Consider the following 15,342-nt stretch of genomic DNA (forward strand, 5'->3'; position numbering starts at 1 on the left):
CCTACCTCTTGCTCTTCCCGTCGGTCGTGGCGGCGCCGGCCAGGATCTGGACCGGTCGGCCCGGCGGGGTCGCGCGGCGCTCCCACTCCCTCGGGTAGCCGAGGGACACCTCGTGGTGCGGCACTCCGTCGCAGTGGATGGTGCGCGGGATGTGCAGGTGGCCGTAGACCACCGCGGCCGCGCGGTACCGGCGGTGCCAGTCGGCCGTCTCCTCGGTGCCGCACCACAGCGCGAACTCGGGGTAGCGCAGGACGCGGGTGGGTTCGCGGACCAGGGGGAAGTGGTTGACCAGCACCGTGGGCAGGTCGGGCGGCAGCGCGTCGAGCCTGGCGCGGGTCTCCTCCAGCCGGGCCCGGCACCACGCCTCGCGGCTCGGGTACGGATCGGGGTGCAGCAGGAACTCGTCGGTGCAGATCACCCCGGCCTCGTCGGCCAGTTCGAGGGCGTGCTCCTGGGACACGGCTCCGGCGGGCCGGAAGGTGTAGTCGTAGAGGACGAAGAGCGGGACGACGGCGACGGGGCCGTTCTCCCCGTGCCACACCGGGTACGGGTCCTCCGGGGTGATGACGCCCAGCTCCCGGCAGACGTCCACCAGGTGTCGGTACTTCGCCTCGCCGCGCAGCTGCACCGGGTCGCTCGGGTCGGTCCACAATTCGTGGTTGCCGGGCACCCAGATCACCTGGGCGAATCGTTCCTTCAAAAGGGAGAGGGATTCCCGGATGTCGGACACGACCTCGCCGACGTCACCCGCCACGATGAGCCAGTCGTCGGGCGAGTCCGCCCGCAGGTCCCGGACGATCTCCCGGTTGCGTTCGTAGCGCACGTGCAGGTCGCTGATGGCCATCAGCCGCCCGGCGCGTGCGGGGCGGGGGGCCACGGCGTGGTTCTGGTGACTCAACTGCTGGTCGCTCCTCCCGGGTTCGGGACTGATGGCCCCGAAACACCGGCCCGCCCCCGCACAACATACCCAGGGGGGAGTGGGCGGACAGTAAGGGGTCGGCCGGGCAAGAGGCCGGATAAGAGATCGGCCACCCCCTTTCCGGCCATCGCCGCCGGCGCCCCGCGCGGGTGATCGAGTGCGGCCGACGGTCCCGCCGAATCATTCGCACGAAGTTCGGTGCGCGCCGACACCCGACCACCTGGGCGGCGGCTCGTCCGGGACCGTAGATACTGGTCCCGGACAGGCCCTCGTCGTGCTCCTGGACCCGCGCGCGACTGCTCAGGTGAGCGAGCGTTGACCCATCCGTGTGACGAGCGGCATAATAGTTGAGTAAAGTCTGCATCAAATACTTTGTGATACCGTTCGCAAGCGCCCGGGATGAGTGCGCGAAGACCGTGCAGTGCGAACCGTCTTCCCTCACACGCAAGTTACTCCCGGTCACATCCGTCCACTGGCGGTGACCAGACCCCACCAACACCTCGCCGGAGGAGCTGCCGTCATGCAGTCCAACGACGCCCGAACACTCCTGTACTGCTTCGTCCCCACGACCGTCGTCGGCGGTATCGGGATCGCGGTCAGTGCTGCCCTCGCGGGCGGCAAGGGCGCGCTGGGTGCCGCCTTCGGCGCGGCACTCGTCCTCGTGTTCATGGGGGGAGGGCTGATCGCCCTTCAGCGGACCGCTCGTTCCTTGCCCCATCTCTTCCAGATGATGGGTCTGTTGCTCTACACGACGCAGATCCTTGTACTGATGATCGTGCTGAGCATCGTCAAGCGCGTCGCGGTCTTCGATACGAAGTGCACCGCCTTCACCCTGCTCGCGGCCACGCTCGTTTGGATGGCAGCGCAAGTGCGGGCGCACATGAAGTCGAAAATCCTTTATGTGGAGCCAGAAGGGGCCAGCACGCCCTCGTAGTGTGTAGGCCGGGTGTAAAGAGGCTTCCGCTCGTTTGCTATCGTCTCGCCACAACTGCGGCAGGTTTGCGCGGGCGGCGTGCAGGGGCGACAGATGAGCGTTGTCGGCCCTTGGTACTCAATCGCCGCACATAGGTATCCGCCAGTCCAGTCCAGTGCCGTTCCGCGGTCGCAGGCCGCGCCGACACAATGAGGTTGCCGTACCCATGCGTCAAGTTGAAGGAGCTCGCGGTGAGTGACGCCACGACGCTCGCCTTCGAGACTGATTGTCACATCTTCGAAGGGTGCGGCTTCCCGACCCCCGGCCTGCACTCCTTCTTGTTCAAGCCGATGTTCACGGTCGGCGGTATCGAGGTCAACAAGCCGATTGTCCTGGCTTTGCTGAGCTCGCTCATCGTCGTGGGGTTCTTCTGGGCGGCTTTCCGTAAGCCGAAGCTGATCCCCGGCAAGCTGCAGATGGTCGGCGAGGCCGGTTACGACTTCGTCCGCCGCGGAGTGGTCTACGAGACGCTTGGTAAGCGCGAGGGCGAAAAGTACGTCCCGCTCATGGTCTCGCTGTTCTTCTTCATCTGGATGATGAACATCTGGTCCATCATCCCGCTGGCCCAGTTCCCGGTCACGTCGGTCATCGCATTCCCGGCCGGTCTTGCCGCGATCGTGTACGTGCTGTGGGTGAGCCTCACCTTCAAGCGCCACGGCTTCGTCGGTGGCCTCAAGAACCTGACCGCCTACGACAAGTCGCTCGGGCCGGTGTTCCCGGTGGTCATGCTGTTCGAGTTCCTGTCGAACATGATCATCCGGCCGTTCACCCACGCTGTCCGTCTCTTCGCGAACATGTTCGCGGGTCACGTACTGCTGCTGATCTTCACCATCGCGAGTTGGTACCTGCTCAACGGCATCGGTATCGCTTACGCGAGCGTCTCGTTCGTGATGGTCCTCGTGATGACAGTCTTCGAGCTGTTCATCCAGGCACTGCAGGCGTACGTCTTCGTCCTGCTCTCGTGCAGCTACATCCAGGGTGCTCTCGCCGACCACCACTGACGGTCGCGACACCCCCCATATACATCCGGTGGCCAACCCCCACCGGCACGTGAAACAGAAGGAAGAAACGGCATGTCTGCTCTCGAGACCCTCGCTGCGGTCAACCTCCAGGGCAACCTCGGAGCGATCGGCTACGGCCTCGCCGCGATCGGCCCCGGCGTCGGCGTCGGCATCATCTTCGGTAACGGTACCCAGGCTCTGGCTCGTCAGCCCGAGGCCGCCGGCCTCATCCGCCAGAACCAGATCCTCGGCTTCGTCCTCTGTGAGGCGCTCGCCCTGATCGGTCTCGTCATGGGCTTCGTCTACCCGGTCCCTTCTTGATCTCTCGCGACTGAGAAACATTTTCGACGGAAGGCACTGATGTGATCGCCCTGGTACCGCTGGCAGCCGAGGAGATTCAGAATCCCCTCGTCCCGCCGATCCCCGAGCTCGTCATCGGTCTGATCGCCTTCGTCATCGTCTTCGGCGTCCTCGCGAAGAAGCTCCTCCCGAACATCAACAAGGTTCTGGAACAGCGTCGCGAGGCCATCGAAGGCGGTATCGAGAAGGCCGAGTCGGCCCAGACCGAGGCCCAGAGCGTGCTGGAGCAGTACAGGGCTCAGCTCGCCGAGGCCCGGCACGAGGCTGCCCGCCTGCGCCAGGACGCGCTGGAGCAGGGCACTGCGCTCAAGGAAGAACTGCGCGCAGAGGGCCAGCGGCAGCGTGAGGAGATCATCGCTGCCGGCCACGCCCAGATCGAGGCCGACCGCAAGGCCGCGTCTCAGGCGCTGCGTCAGGACGTGGGCAAGCTCGCCACCGACCTGGCCGGCAAGCTCGTCGGCGAGTCCCTCGAGGACCACGCCCGGCAGAGCCGCACGATCGACCGTTTCCTCGGCGAGCTCGAGGAGAAGGCCGAGGCTGCCCGATGAACGGAGCGAGCCGCGAGGCTCTGGCCGCCGCACGCGAGCGTCTCGACGCGCTGACGGACAACACGTCCGTCGACGTGGCGAAGCTCGCCGGTGAGCTGGCTGCCGTCACCGCGATGCTCGACCGTGAGGTCTCGCTGCGTCGGGTCATCACGGACCCGGCGCAGGCCGGCGAGGCCAAGGCCGAGCTGGTGGGTCGTCTGCTGAACGGCCAGGTGGGCGGGGAGACCCTCGACCTGGTGTCCGGCATGGTCCGTTCGCGCTGGTCGCGGCCGCGTGACCTGGTGGACGCGCTGGAGGAGCTGGCGGACACCGCCGAGCTCACCGGTGCACACCGGTCCGGCGCGCTCGACGACGTCGAGGACGAGCTGTTCCGCTTCGGCCGGATCGTCGCATCGAGCACCGAGCTGCGCGCCGCGCTGACCGACCGTACGGCCCCCGGTTCCGCCAAGGGTGCGCTGCTCGCCAGCCTCCTCGGTGGCAAGGCCAACCCGGTCAGTGAGCGTCTGGTCGCGCGCCTCGTCACGCACCCGCGTGGCCGCAGCCTGGAAGCGGGACTCGAGTCCCTCTCCAAGCTCGCAGCCGAGCGCCGCAGCCGCATGGTCGCCACGGTGACCTCCGCGGTTCCGCTCAGCGACGTGCAGAAGCAGCGCCTCGGCGCCGTCCTGGCCAAGCTGTACGGCCGCCAGATGCACCTGAACCTCGACGTGGACCCCACGGTCCTCGGCGGGATCGTGGTGCGGGTCGGCGACGAGGTCATCGACGGCACCATCGCGGACCGCCTCAGCGAGGCGACCCGCCGCATGGCCGGCTGACCGGCCACCCAACACAAGAAGCATTTCCAGCGGCCCGGTTGGGCCGTGCAGAACTTGCAGAAGATTCCTGGGGGTCGCCCCCAGACCCCTAAGAAGCTTCAGGCCCAACAAGGAGAGCAGGGAACCCAGATGGCGGAGCTCACGATCCGGCCGGAGGAGATCCGGGACGCACTGGAGAACTTTGTCCAGTCGTACCAGCCGGACGCGGCCTCGCGCGAGGAGGTCGGAACGGTCAGCGTTGCCGGCGACGGCATCGCGAAGGTGGAGGGTCTTCCCTCCGCCATGGCGAACGAGCTGCTGAAGTTCGAGGACGGCACCCTCGGTCTCGCCCTCAACCTTGAGGAGCGGGAGATCGGTGCGGTCGTCCTCGGCGAGTTCAGCGGTATCGAGGAGGGCCAGTCGGTGCAGCGCACCGGCGAGGTGCTCTCCGTCGGCGTAGGCGAGGGCTACCTCGGCCGCGTTGTCGACCCGCTCGGCAACCCGATCGACGGCCTCGGCGAGATCGCGACCGAGGGCCGCCGCGCCCTCGAGCTGCAGGCCCCCGGCGTCATGGTCCGCAAGTCGGTCCACGAGCCGATGCAGACCGGCTACAAGGCCATCGACGCGATGGTGCCGATCGGCCGTGGTCAGCGTCAGCTGGTCATCGGCGACCGTCAGACCGGCAAGACCGCTCTGGCCGTCGACACGATCATCAACCAGCGCGACAACTGGCGCTCGGGCGACGTGAACAAGCAGGTCCGCTGCATCTACGTCGCCATCGGCCAGAAGGGCTCGACCATCGCGTCCGTTCGCGGCGCCCTGGAAGAGGCCGGCGCGCTCGAGTACACGACGATCGTCGCCGCCCCGGCGTCCGACCCGGCCGGCTTCAAGTACCTGGCGCCGTACACCGGTTCCGCCATCGGCCAGCACTGGATGTACGCCGGCAAGCACGTCCTGATCATCTTCGACGACCTGTCGAAGCAGGCCGACGCCTACCGCGCCGTGTCGCTGCTGCTGCGCCGTCCGCCGGGCCGCGAGGCCTACCCGGGCGACGTCTTCTACTTGCACTCGCGTCTGCTGGAGCGCTGCGCGAAGCTCTCCGACGACATGGGCGCCGGTTCGATGACCGGTCTGCCGATCGTCGAGACCAAGGCGAACGACGTGTCGGCGTTCATCCCGACCAACGTCATCTCCATCACCGACGGCCAGTGCTTCCTGGAGTCCGACCTGTTCAACGCGGGCCAGCGCCCGGCGCTGAACGTCGGTATCTCGGTCTCCCGCGTCGGTGGTTCGGCCCAGCACAAGGCCATGCGCCAGGTGTCCGGCCGTCTGCGTCTGGACCTCGCCCAGTACCGTGAGCTGGAGGCGTTCGCCGCCTTCGGTTCCGACCTGGACGCCGCCTCGAAGGCTTCGCTGGAGCGCGGCAAGCGCCTCGTCGAGCTGCTGAAGCAGGGCCAGTACCAGCCGATGCCCGTCGAGGAGCAGGTCGTCTCCGTCTGGGCCGGTACCACCGGCAAGATGGACGACGTCCCGGTCAACGACATCCGTCGCTTCGAGTCGGAGCTGCTGGAGCACCTGCGCCGCGAGCGCAAGGACCTCCTCACCTCCATCGCCGATGGCGCCAAGATGTCGGACGACACCCTGACGGCGATCGCCGACGCCATCGCCAGCTTCAAGCTGCAGTTCGAGACCTCGGACGGCAAGCTCCTGGGCGAGGACGCGCCGGCCGTCAACGTCTCCAAGTGACGACGGAAGGGACCTGACTCATGGGAGCGCAGCTCCGGGTCTACAAGCGTCGCATCCGTGCCGTCACGGCGACCAAGAAGATCACCAAGGCGATGGAAATGATCGCCGCCTCGCGCATCGTCAAGGCGCAGCGCAAGGTGGCGGCATCGATGCCGTACGCGACCGAGCTCACCCGTGCGGTGACGGCGGTCGCGACCGGCTCGAACACCAAGCACGCCCTGACCACCGAGGTCGAGGCGCCGGTCCGCGCCGCGGTCCTGCTCATCACGAGCGACCGCGGTCTGGCCGGCGGCTACTCCTCGAACGCCCTCAAGCAGGCGGAGCGGCTCACCGAGCGGCTCCGCGGCGAGGGCAAGGAGGTCGACACCTACATCGTCGGCCGTAAGGGTGTCGCCTACTTCGGGTTCCGCGAGCGCAAGGTCGCGGATTCGTGGACCGGCTTCACCGACAGCCCGGCCTACGCCGACGCCAAGCGCGTCGCGGCGCCGCTGATCGAAGCCATCCAGGCCGACACGGCCGAGGGTGGCGTCGACGAGCTGCACATCGTCTACACGGAGTTCGTGTCGATGATGACGCAGAACGCGGTCGACGGCCGGATGCTGCCGCTCAGCCTCGACAAGGCTGCGGAGAAGGACGGGGCGAAGGGCGAGATCCTTCCGCTGTTCGACTTCGAGCCGTCGGCGGAGGACGTCCTCGACGCCCTGCTGCCGCGCTACGTCGAGAGCCGCATCTACAACGCACTGCTGCAGTCGGCCGCTTCCGAGCACGCCGCCCGCCGCCGCGCGATGAAGTCGGCGACCGACAACGCCGGGGATCTCATCAAGAGCCTCTCCCGGCTTGCCAACGCGGCCCGCCAGGCCGAAATCACCCAGGAAATCAGCGAGATCGTCGGTGGCGCCAGCGCCATGGCAGACGCGACCGCGGGGAGTGACAAGTAATGACGACCATTGAGACGGCCGCCGCCACGGGCCGCGTCGCCCGGGTCATCGGCCCGGTCGTCGACGTGGAGTTCCCCGTCGACGCCATGCCCGAGATCTACAACGCCCTCAAGGTCCAGGTCGCCGACCCGGCCGAGGACGGCGCACTGAAGACGCTGACCCTGGAAGTCGCCCAGCACCTGGGTGACGGCGTGGTCCGCACCATCTCCATGCAGCCCACCGACGGTCTGGTCCGCCAGGCCCCGGTGGTCAACACGGGCGAGGGCATCACCGTCCCCGTGGGTGACTTCACCAAGGGCAAGGTGTTCAACACCCTCGGTGAGGTGCTGAACTACCCGGAGGAGAACGCCAACGTCACCGAGCGCTGGCCGATCCACCGCAAGGCGCCCAACTTCGACGAGCTCGAGTCGAAGACGGAGATGTTCGAGACCGGCGTCAAGGTCATCGACCTCCTCACCCCGTACGTCAAGGGTGGAAAGATCGGTCTGTTCGGTGGTGCCGGTGTCGGCAAGACCGTTCTGATCCAGGAAATGATCTACCGCGTCGCCAACAACCACGACGGCGTGTCGGTCTTCGCGGGCGTCGGTGAGCGTACCCGTGAGGGCAACGACCTCATCGAGGAAATGGCCGACTCGGGCGTCATCGACAAGACGGCCCTCGTCTTCGGCCAGATGGACGAGCCCCCGGGCACCCGTCTGCGCGTCGCCCTGGCGGGTCTGACCATGGCGGAGTACTTCCGCGATGTGCAGAAGCAGGACGTGCTCTTCTTCATCGACAACATCTTCCGTTACACCCAGGCCGGTTCGGAGGTGTCGACCCTCCTCGGTCGCATGCCGTCCGCCGTGGGTTACCAGCCGAACCTGGCTGACGAGATGGGTCTGCTGCAGGAGCGCATCACCTCGACCCGTGGTCACTCGATCACCTCGATGCAGGCGATCTACGTCCCCGCGGACGACCTGACCGACCCGGCTCCGGCCACCACCTTCGCCCACCTCGACGCGACGACGGTTCTTTCCCGTCCGATCTCCGAGAAGGGCATCTACCCGGCCGTGGACCCGCTGGACTCGACGTCCCGCATCCTCGACCCGCGGTACATCGCGGCGGACCACTACGCCACGGCGATGCGCGTCAAGGGGATCCTGCAGAAGTACAAGGACCTCCAGGACATCATCGCGATCCTCGGTATCGACGAGCTGGGCGAGGAGGACAAGCTCGTTGTCCACCGTGCCCGTCGTGTCGAGCGCTTCCTGTCGCAGAACACCCACGTCGCCAAGCAGTTCACCGGCGTCGACGGTTCGGACGTTCCGCTGGAGGAGTCGATCGTCGCGTTCAACGCGATCTGCGACGGCGACTACGACCACTTCCCCGAGCAGGCGTTCTTCCTGTGCGGTGGCATTGAGGACCTCAAGGCCAACGCCAAGGAGCTGGGCGTCTCCTGAAGCCGGGCTCCTCGTGAGCACAGCTGATCGACGGTAGGGGGGCGGGTGCGTCCCGTCCCCCTCCGCACGCCCATTAGAATTTGACCCAACACCCGGCCTTCCCGCCGGGTGGTGACCCGAGGAGCCACCTTGGCTGCTGAGCTGCACGTCGAGCTGGTCGCGGCGGACCGTAGTGTCTGGTCCGGCGAGGCCACCCTGGTCGTTGCCCGCACCACGTCCGGCGACATCGGCGTCATGCCCGGTCACCAGCCGCTTCTCGGTGTGCTGGAATCGGGCCCGGTGACCATCCGCACCAGCGACGGCGGTACCGTCGTCGCCGCGGTGCACGGCGGTTTCATCTCCTTCGCGGACAACAAGTTGTCCCTGCTGGCCGAGATCGCCGAGCTGGCCGACGAGATCGACGTCGAGCGTGCGGAGCGGGCACTGGAGCGCGCGAAGACGGAGGCCGACAGTGCCTCCGAGCGTCGCGCCGATGTCCGGCTGCGCGCGGTGACGGGGGCCTGAACCCCCCCACCGCAGAGTGTGCGTCCTCAGCCGCGGCCCGTTCCGGAATTTTCCGGACCGGGTCGCGGCTGAGGCGATGCGGGTCCGTTTTTGGTTTTCCGAATTCGATGAGCGAGGAGGTCGGTGAAGATGCTCCTCGCTCTGCTTGTGAGCGGCCTGGTCGTAGCCCTGGTGGTGATCGGGCTCTTTGTCTTCGGGCTGCGTCGGCGGCTCATCCAGCGTTCCGGCGGCACCTTCGACTGCAGCGTGCGCTGGGGCGTGTCCGACGCCCCCGACGTGTCCGGCAAGGGGTGGGTGTACGGGGTCGCGCGCTACGGCGGTGACCGGATCGAGTGGTTCCGGGTGTTCTCGTACTCCCCGCGACCGCGCCGGGTGCTGGAACGTTCCGCGATCGAGGTGCTCTCCCGTCGCGCCCCCGAGGGCGAGGAGGAGCTGGCGCTGCTCTCCGACGCCATCGTGCTCGGTGCCCGCCACCGCGAGGACCGACTGGAGCTGGCGATGAGCGAGGACGCGCTCACCGGCTTCCTCGCCTGGCTGGAGGCCGCGCCCCCCGGCCAGCGGGTGAACGTGGCCTAGGTCCTGTCGTCAAAGTGCCGTCGTCGCCCGAAGGGCGGCCCCGCGGCGTCTGGTGCGTGCTCTCGCCGTGCCGGGCGGAAGCCCGCGTACTGGACGTACTTGGCTTTCGCCCGGTGCGGCGAGAGTGCGTGCCAGGCGTCGCGAGGCAGACGGCACTTTGACGACAGGGCCTAGGGCGCGTTACGACGCGAAGGAGCCGGGGAACGGGGGGCGGACCCCGGTCCCCGGCTCTGTCGTCGGTGGTGCGGCGGCCCTACTTCAGGCCGCTGTCGATCGCGGTGAGCAGCTCGCCGTTGCTGGTGTCACCGCTGAACTCCCAGAAGAACGCGCCGCGCAGGCCCTGGTTCTTCACGTAGCCCATCTTCCCGGCGATGGTGGCCGGGGTGTCGTAGCTCCACCAGTTGCTGCCGCACTTGGCGTAGGCGGTGCCCGCGATGGTGCCGGTGGAGGGGCAGCTGCTCTTGAGGATCTTGTAGTCCTCGATGCCCTGCTCGTAGGTGCCGGGCGCCGGGCCGGTGGCGGTGCCGCCGGGGGCGTCCTGGGTGACGCCGGTCCAGCCGCGTCCGTAGAAGCCGATGCCGAGGTTCAGTTTGTTGGCCGGGATGCCCTTGGACTTGTACTTCTGGATGGCCGCGTCGCTGTTGAAGCCGGCGATCGGGATGCCGTTGTACGAGGTGAGCGGGGAGTGCGGGGCGGTGGGGCCCTTGGCGTCCCAGCCGCCGAAGAAGTCGTAGGTCATCACGTTGTACCAGTCGACGTACGGGGCGGCCGCGCCGTAGTCGGCGAGGTCCAGCTTGCCGCCGTTCGAGCCGTCGGCCGTGACGGCTGCGGTGACCAGGTTGTTCGCGCCGAACTTGGCGCGCAGGGCCGAGAGCAGGTTCTTCAGGGAGGCGGCGCCGCTGGTGTCGCAGGACAGCCCGCAGGCGTTCGGGTACTCCCAGTCGATGTCGATGCCGTCGAAGACGTCGGCCCAGCGCGGGTCCTCGACCAGGCTGTAGCAGGAGTCGGCGAAGGCGGTGGGGTTGGCCGCGGCCTGGCCGAAGCCGCCGGACCAGGTCCAGCCGCCGAAGGACCACAGGACCTTGATGTTCGGGTACTTCTTCTTCAGCTCGCGCAGCTGGTTGAAGTTGCCCGCGACGGGCTGGTCCCAGGTGTCGGCGACGCCGGAGACGCTGCTGCCCGCGTCGTAGGTCTTCTGGTAGTCGGCGTAGGCGTCGCCGATCTGGCACTTGCCGCCGGTCACGTTGCCGAAGGCGTAGTTGATGTGCGTCAGCTTGCTCGCCGAGCCCGAGGTGACGATGTTCTTCACGTGGTAGTTGCGCTGGTAGACGCCCCAGTTGGTGAAGTAGCCCAGCTGGACCTTGGAGCCGCCGGGGCCGGGGCCGGGGCCCGGGTCGCCGCCCGTGGTGGTGACCGTCACGGTGCCCGAGGAGGGCCCGGTCTGGTCGATGGTGTCGCGGGCGGTGACGCTGTACCCGTACGTCGTGCCCTTGGTCAGGCCCGAGTCGGTGTAGCTGGTGCCCGTCACGACTGCGATCTTGGCGGAGCCGCGGTAGAGGTCGTAGTTCTTGACCCCCTTGTCGTCGGTGGCCGGGGTCCAGCTCAGGCTCACCGAGGTGTCGCTCACCGCGCCGGCCGTGGGGGTGCCGGGGGCGGAGGGCGGGGCGTCGGCCGGGGGCGTGGTGCCGCCGTCACAGGAGCCGCCGTTGATCTTGCAGCCGCTGGGTGCGCCCGAGCCCGCGCCGTTGAAGCCGAAGCTGACGCTGGCGCCGGGGGCGAGGGTGCCGTTCCAGCCGACGTTCTTGCCGGTCCAGTGGGTGCCGGAGCTGGTGACGGTGGCGTCCCAGGCCGAGGTGACCGAGGTGCCGGCCGGGTAGTCCCACTCGACGGCCCAGCTGCTCAGTGAGGTGGTGCCGGTGTTCTTCACCGTCCACTTGCCCTCGAAGCCCGTGCCCCAGTCGGAGACCTTGGTGTAGGTCGCCGTCGCGGAGGTCGCGGCCTGGGCCGTGCCCGCGAGGCCGACGAGCCCGGCGAGGGGAAGGGCGAGGGCGGCCACGGTCGCGGCGAATCTGCGCAGCAGCCGGTTGCGGGGTGGGGGTGCCGGTCGTGACGCGTGTGCTGTGCTCAAGGGTGCTCCTCCGAAGGTCCGCCGGAGTCGCTGGCGTCGACTCCCGGCATGGGGGTGGGACCTGCGCCGCCCGTGAGCACGCTTCGTCATGCACGCTCACCACAGTGTTGCGGTGAGATTAGAAAGGTCTGGACCAAGCGTCAAGAGGTCCAGACCTCCGCTCCAGCTCCGCACAAGAAGTCAGTGCGCGATGCCCAACTCCTGTGCCAGGACCGCCGCTTGGGCCCGGCTGCGCAACTCCAGCTTGCCCAGGAGCCTGCTGACGTGCGTCTTGACCGTGGCCTCCGCCATGGTCAGGCGCACCGCGATCTCCGCGTTGGACAGGCCCGCTCCCAGGCAGCCCAGGACCTCGCGCTCCCTGCGGGTCAGCGAAGCCACGGCCGCGGCCTTCTCCGGCGGCGCGGGCGCCCGTAGCGCCGTCGGCGCCGCGAACTCCGCGATCAGCCGCCGGGTCACCGCGGGCGAGATCAGGCCCTCCCCGCGCGCGACCGTGCGGACCGCCCCGATCAGGTCCCGCGCTTCGGCGCTCTTGAGCAGGAAGCCCGCCGCGCCCGCCCGCAGCGCCCCGAAGACGTACTCGTCCAGGTCGAAGGTGGTCAGCACCAGTACGTCCGCCAGCCCCTCGGCGACCACCTGGCGCGTGGCCGAAACCCCGTCCAGGCGGGGCATCTGCACGTCCATCAGCACCACGTCCGGCCGCAGCTCCCGGGCCAGGCGGACCGCCTCCACCCCGTCCGCCGCCTCCGCGACCACCTCGACCCCCGGCGCGCTGCGCAGGATCAGGACCAGCCCGGAGCGCACCGCCGCCTGGTCCTCGGCCACCACGACCCGGATGGGGTCCGCGCTCATCGCTCCGCCGCCTTCTCCTCGGCGGGCAGTTCCGCCCGCACCCGCCACACCCTGTCCTCGGCACCGGCCCGGAAGGTGCCGCCGAGCAGCTCCGTCCGCTCCCGCATCCCCACCAGCCCGGCCCCGGAACCGGGGGCGCGCGGACCCGCCCCCGGGCGCGCAGGCCCGTACGGCGAGTCCACGCCCACGCACAGCAGGGCCTCCGAGAGCTCCACGCGGACCGTGACCCGGCCGGGGGAGGCGTGCTTGACGGCGTTCGTCAGGGACTCCTGCACGATCCGGTACGCCGCCAGCCCCACCGGGGCGGGCAGTGCGGCGCCGTCGTCCGCGGCCGCCCGCCCGTCCAGCAGGACGAACTCCAGCCCGCTCGCGGACCCCGTCACCGAAGCCTGCTCGACCAGCGCCGCCAGCCCGTCCAGGGACGGGGTCGCGGCCGGTTCCCCCTCGCCTCCCGCCTCCCGCAGTAGTCCGATCAACCGACGCATTTCGGCCAGCCCCTGCACGCTGTTCTCGCGGATCACCCCGAGCGCCTCGCGGCTGGTCTCCGGGGAGTCGATCGAGAGCGCGGCGGTGGAGTGGATGGCGATCGCCGACAGGTTGTTGGCGACCATGTCGTGCAGCTCACGGGCCATCCGCGCCCGCTCGGCGCCCACCGCCTGGTTGCGGTCCATCTCGGCCAGCAGCGCCGTCTGCTCGGCCCGCAGCCGCGCCGCCACGGCGGCCTCCCGGTGATCGCGCAGGGTGGCGCCGGTCAGTGCGGGGGCGAAGCAGACCAGTCCGGTGACCGCCCCGATGAGCAGCGACTGCGGGGTGCGCAGCCAGGCCACGGCGGTGATGGTGACGGCCACCGTGATCAGGCCGGTGGTCACCGGGAGCCGCCGGGCCATGCGGGGCCTGCCGTAGACCACGGCGGCGTACATCAGGTCCGTGAAGATCAGCACGGTGGCCAGATTCCCCACCGTGAACTGGTCGGCGATGAGCCCGACGGTGCCGACGGCGAGCGTCACGCGGGGCGCGGTGCGGCGCAGCAGCTCCATCGCGCCGAGCGACACCAGCGGGACCAGCGCCGCCCACGGGGGCAGGAGGCGGAGGGTGGCGTTGCTGTGCACGCCGAGCACCCACAGCAGCAGGCCCACGGCCACGCTGGCGACGGCCAGGAGCACGTCGTGGCGGTGCGGGCGGGGGATCTTCGGGGTCACGGTCCCATCCAACACGGTGTCACGGGCTCCGGCCTCGGCTGCGGGTCGCAGGGGCACTACACCGAAGGATGCAGTCGCGGTTCGTCACCGACGACGACGCGCGGGTGCGCGGGGGCCGCGAGGCTGAGGGGAGAACGGAGAAAGCCGGCGAAAGACGGCGAAGGTCGAGGGAAGGAGGGGCTCCCGTGTTGGTCGCCCTGGTCATCGCCTGTGAAATCGGGTTCTGGGTCCTGCTGGCCGCCGGGCTGACGCTGCGCTACGTCGCCAAGAGGCCCCGGCTCGGTGCGGCGGTGCTGCTCTGCGAGCCGCTGCTGGAACTGGTGCTGCTCGTCGCCACCGTCGTGGACCTCGGGAGGGGCGCCGAGCCGTCCTGGAGCCACGGCCTGGCCGCCCTCTACATCGGGTACACGGTCGGATTCGGCCACTACACCGTGAAATGGCTCGACGGCCATGCGGCCCACCGCTTCGGCGGCGGCCCGAAGCCGCCCGGCCCCGGGTACGGCAAGGACCGCGCCCGGCACGAGTGGAAGCTCTGGCTCCGCACGCTCGTGGCGGCGGCCGTCGCCCTCGGGCTGCTCCAGCTCGGGGTCTGGTACGTGGGGGACGCGGCGGCGGCCGAGCCGCTGCGCGGCTGGCAGTCCGCGGCCCTGCGGGTGGCCGGGATCCACGGGCTGATCGCCGCGAGCTACACCCTCTTCCCGCGCAAGGCCCCGGCCGCCGATCCGGCCGAGACCGTGCGCGAACGCGCGCGAAACGGGCGTTAGCGCTCGCCGCCCGGTACCCACAGCACGTCCCCGACCTCCTTGTTGGCCGTCCGCGCCAGGATGAACAGGAGGTCGGAGAGTCGGTTGAGGTAGGTGGCGGTGAGCGGGTTCATCGACTCGCCGTACGCCTCCAGGGCCGCCCAGGTGGAGCGTTCCGCGCGCCGGACCACCGTGCACGCCTGGTGCAGCAGGGCCGCGCCGGGGGTGCCGCCGGGCAGGATGAAGCTGCGCAGCTTCTCCAGCTCCTCGTTGAAGGCGTCGCAGTCCGCCTCCAGCTTGTCGACGTAGAACTGCTCCACCCGCAGCGGCGGGTACTCCGGGGCCTCCACCACCGGCGTGCACAGGTCCGCGCCCACGTCGAAGAGGTCGTTCTGCACCCGGACCAGGACCTTGACGACGCCCTCGGCGAGCCCCCCGAGCGCGATCGCCGTCCCGATGGCCGCGTTGGCCTCGTTGACGTCGGCGTACGCGGAAATCCGCAGGTCGGTCTTGGCCGTCCGGCTCATGTCGCCGAGGGCGGTCGTGCCCTTGTCGCCGGTCCGGGTGTAGATGCGCGTGAGGTTCACCATGCGGTCAGCCTAGTTGGGGTCAACTGCGCGGCCCTGGC

At 69.1% G+C, this 15,342-nt stretch carries 16 protein-coding genes; 11 read left to right on the forward strand and 5 right to left on the reverse strand.

The genetic code is table 11. The features are described 5' to 3' along the window. Position 1 precedes the first annotated feature (1 nt). On the reverse strand, positions 2 to 844 hold the full coding sequence (locus ACZ4UB_RS21065) for a metallophosphoesterase family protein (protein ID WP_468072201.1): 843 nt from the start codon (positions 842 to 844) through the stop codon (positions 2 to 4). 595 nt (positions 845 to 1,439) lie between these two features. On the opposite strand from ACZ4UB_RS21065, the gene ACZ4UB_RS21070 reads away from it, so the two are divergent. The 10 genes from ACZ4UB_RS21070 to ACZ4UB_RS21115 all read left to right on the forward strand — a co-directional run bounded on the left by ACZ4UB_RS21070 (position 1,440) and on the right by ACZ4UB_RS21115 (position 9,795). Beyond that, the gene (locus tag ACZ4UB_RS21070) at positions 1,440 to 1,853 is read left to right on the forward strand and encodes a hypothetical protein (protein ID WP_354382861.1); all 414 of its coding nucleotides are present in this window, start codon (positions 1,440 to 1,442) and stop codon (positions 1,851 to 1,853) included. Between the two features lie 188 nt (positions 1,854 to 2,041). Then, positions 2,042 to 2,893, forward strand: coding sequence for a F0F1 ATP synthase subunit A (gene atpB / locus ACZ4UB_RS21075; protein ID WP_354382862.1), 852 nt, complete (start codon positions 2,042 to 2,044; stop codon positions 2,891 to 2,893). 72 nt (positions 2,894 to 2,965) lie between these two features. After that, a complete protein-coding gene (locus ACZ4UB_RS21080; RefSeq protein ID WP_351762174.1) occupies positions 2,966 to 3,214 on the forward strand; it encodes an ATP synthase subunit c family protein in 249 nt (82 codons plus the stop codon). Between the two features lie 41 nt (positions 3,215 to 3,255). Beyond that, positions 3,256 to 3,801, forward strand: a complete 546-nt coding sequence (locus ACZ4UB_RS21085) for a F0F1 ATP synthase subunit B (RefSeq protein ID WP_385774273.1) — start codon at positions 3,256 to 3,258, stop codon at positions 3,799 to 3,801. After that, positions 3,798 to 4,613, forward strand: coding sequence for a F0F1 ATP synthase subunit delta (locus ACZ4UB_RS21090; protein WP_468072139.1), 816 nt, complete (start codon positions 3,798 to 3,800; stop codon positions 4,611 to 4,613). Before ACZ4UB_RS21085 ends, ACZ4UB_RS21090 begins: the two co-directional genes overlap by 4 nt. 129 nt (positions 4,614 to 4,742) lie before the next feature. Then, a complete protein-coding gene (gene atpA / locus ACZ4UB_RS21095; protein WP_354382865.1) occupies positions 4,743 to 6,338 on the forward strand; it encodes a F0F1 ATP synthase subunit alpha in 1,596 nt (531 codons plus the stop codon). Positions 6,339 to 6,358: 20 nt separating this feature from the next. After that, complete coding sequence (locus ACZ4UB_RS21100) at positions 6,359 to 7,276, forward strand: F0F1 ATP synthase subunit gamma (RefSeq protein ID WP_354382866.1); 918 nt, start codon at positions 6,359 to 6,361, stop codon at positions 7,274 to 7,276. Beyond that, the gene (gene atpD / locus ACZ4UB_RS21105) at positions 7,276 to 8,715 is read left to right on the forward strand and encodes a F0F1 ATP synthase subunit beta (protein WP_468072141.1); all 1,440 of its coding nucleotides are present in this window, start codon (positions 7,276 to 7,278) and stop codon (positions 8,713 to 8,715) included. Before ACZ4UB_RS21100 ends, atpD begins: the two co-directional genes overlap by 1 nt. Positions 8,716 to 8,844: 129 nt before the next feature. After that, complete coding sequence (locus ACZ4UB_RS21110; protein ID WP_385774278.1) at positions 8,845 to 9,219, forward strand: F0F1 ATP synthase subunit epsilon; 375 nt, start codon at positions 8,845 to 8,847, stop codon at positions 9,217 to 9,219. Between the two features lie 129 nt (positions 9,220 to 9,348). Continuing rightward, a complete protein-coding gene (locus ACZ4UB_RS21115) occupies positions 9,349 to 9,795 on the forward strand; it encodes a DUF2550 domain-containing protein (protein WP_351037651.1) in 447 nt (148 codons plus the stop codon). Positions 9,796 to 10,048: 253 nt separating this feature from the next. Here ACZ4UB_RS21115 and ACZ4UB_RS21120 read toward each other — a convergent pair whose 3' ends face one another. From ACZ4UB_RS21120 to ACZ4UB_RS21130, 3 genes are all read right to left on the reverse strand, one after another. Next, complete coding sequence (locus ACZ4UB_RS21120; RefSeq protein ID WP_468072143.1) at positions 10,049 to 11,923, reverse strand: glycosyl hydrolase family 18 protein; 1,875 nt, start codon at positions 11,921 to 11,923, stop codon at positions 10,049 to 10,051. A 180-nt stretch (positions 11,924 to 12,103) separates the two neighbouring features. Next, on the reverse strand, positions 12,104 to 12,772 hold the full coding sequence (locus tag ACZ4UB_RS21125) for a response regulator transcription factor (protein WP_354382870.1): 669 nt from the start codon (positions 12,770 to 12,772) through the stop codon (positions 12,104 to 12,106). Continuing rightward, positions 12,769 to 13,971: a sensor histidine kinase gene (locus ACZ4UB_RS21130; RefSeq protein ID WP_468072146.1), complete on the reverse strand. Its 1,203-nt coding sequence runs from the start codon at positions 13,969 to 13,971 to the stop codon at positions 12,769 to 12,771. The genes ACZ4UB_RS21125 and ACZ4UB_RS21130 overlap by 4 nt, the downstream gene beginning before the upstream one ends. A gap of 185 nt (positions 13,972 to 14,156) precedes the next feature. Here ACZ4UB_RS21130 and ACZ4UB_RS21135 point away from each other — a divergent pair, with 185 nt between their 5' ends. Next, positions 14,157 to 14,735 (forward strand): hypothetical protein, encoded by a 579-nt coding sequence (locus ACZ4UB_RS21135; protein ID WP_468072148.1) that lies wholly within the window; start codon positions 14,157 to 14,159, stop codon positions 14,733 to 14,735. Here the strand turns inward: ACZ4UB_RS21135 and ACZ4UB_RS21140 are convergent. Beyond that, complete coding sequence (locus ACZ4UB_RS21140) at positions 14,732 to 15,304, reverse strand: cob(I)yrinic acid a,c-diamide adenosyltransferase (RefSeq protein ID WP_354382873.1); 573 nt, start codon at positions 15,302 to 15,304, stop codon at positions 14,732 to 14,734. The two genes, ACZ4UB_RS21135 and ACZ4UB_RS21140, sit on opposite strands and share 4 nt — an antisense overlap. Between the last annotated feature and the right edge of the window lie 38 nt (positions 15,305 to 15,342).

It is taken from the genome of Streptomyces sp. NPDC028419 (assembly GCF_055565515.1).

What these genes read in the sequence shown, in the direction of transcription:
- ACZ4UB_RS21065 (WP_468072201.1), bottom strand. Translation starts at nt 844, where the DNA reads ATGGCCATCAGCGACCTGCACGTGCGCTACGAACGCAACCGGGAGATC.
- ACZ4UB_RS21070 (WP_354382861.1), top strand. Translation starts at nt 1,440, where the DNA reads ATGCAGTCCAACGACGCCCGAACACTCCTGTACTGCTTCGTCCCCACG.
- atpB (WP_354382862.1), top strand. Translation starts at nt 2,042, where the DNA reads ATGAGGTTGCCGTACCCATGCGTCAAGTTGAAGGAGCTCGCGGTGAGT.
- ACZ4UB_RS21080 (WP_351762174.1), top strand. Translation starts at nt 2,966, where the DNA reads ATGTCTGCTCTCGAGACCCTCGCTGCGGTCAACCTCCAGGGCAACCTC.
- ACZ4UB_RS21090 (WP_468072139.1), top strand. Translation starts at nt 3,798, where the DNA reads ATGAACGGAGCGAGCCGCGAGGCTCTGGCCGCCGCACGCGAGCGTCTC.
- atpA (WP_354382865.1), top strand. Translation starts at nt 4,743, where the DNA reads ATGGCGGAGCTCACGATCCGGCCGGAGGAGATCCGGGACGCACTGGAG.
- ACZ4UB_RS21100 (WP_354382866.1), top strand. Translation starts at nt 6,359, where the DNA reads ATGGGAGCGCAGCTCCGGGTCTACAAGCGTCGCATCCGTGCCGTCACG.
- atpD (WP_468072141.1), top strand. Translation starts at nt 7,276, where the DNA reads ATGACGACCATTGAGACGGCCGCCGCCACGGGCCGCGTCGCCCGGGTC.
- ACZ4UB_RS21115 (WP_351037651.1), top strand. Translation starts at nt 9,349, where the DNA reads ATGCTCCTCGCTCTGCTTGTGAGCGGCCTGGTCGTAGCCCTGGTGGTG.
- ACZ4UB_RS21125 (WP_354382870.1), bottom strand. Translation starts at nt 12,772, where the DNA reads ATGAGCGCGGACCCCATCCGGGTCGTGGTGGCCGAGGACCAGGCGGCG.
- ACZ4UB_RS21140 (WP_354382873.1), bottom strand. Translation starts at nt 15,304, where the DNA reads ATGGTGAACCTCACGCGCATCTACACCCGGACCGGCGACAAGGGCACG.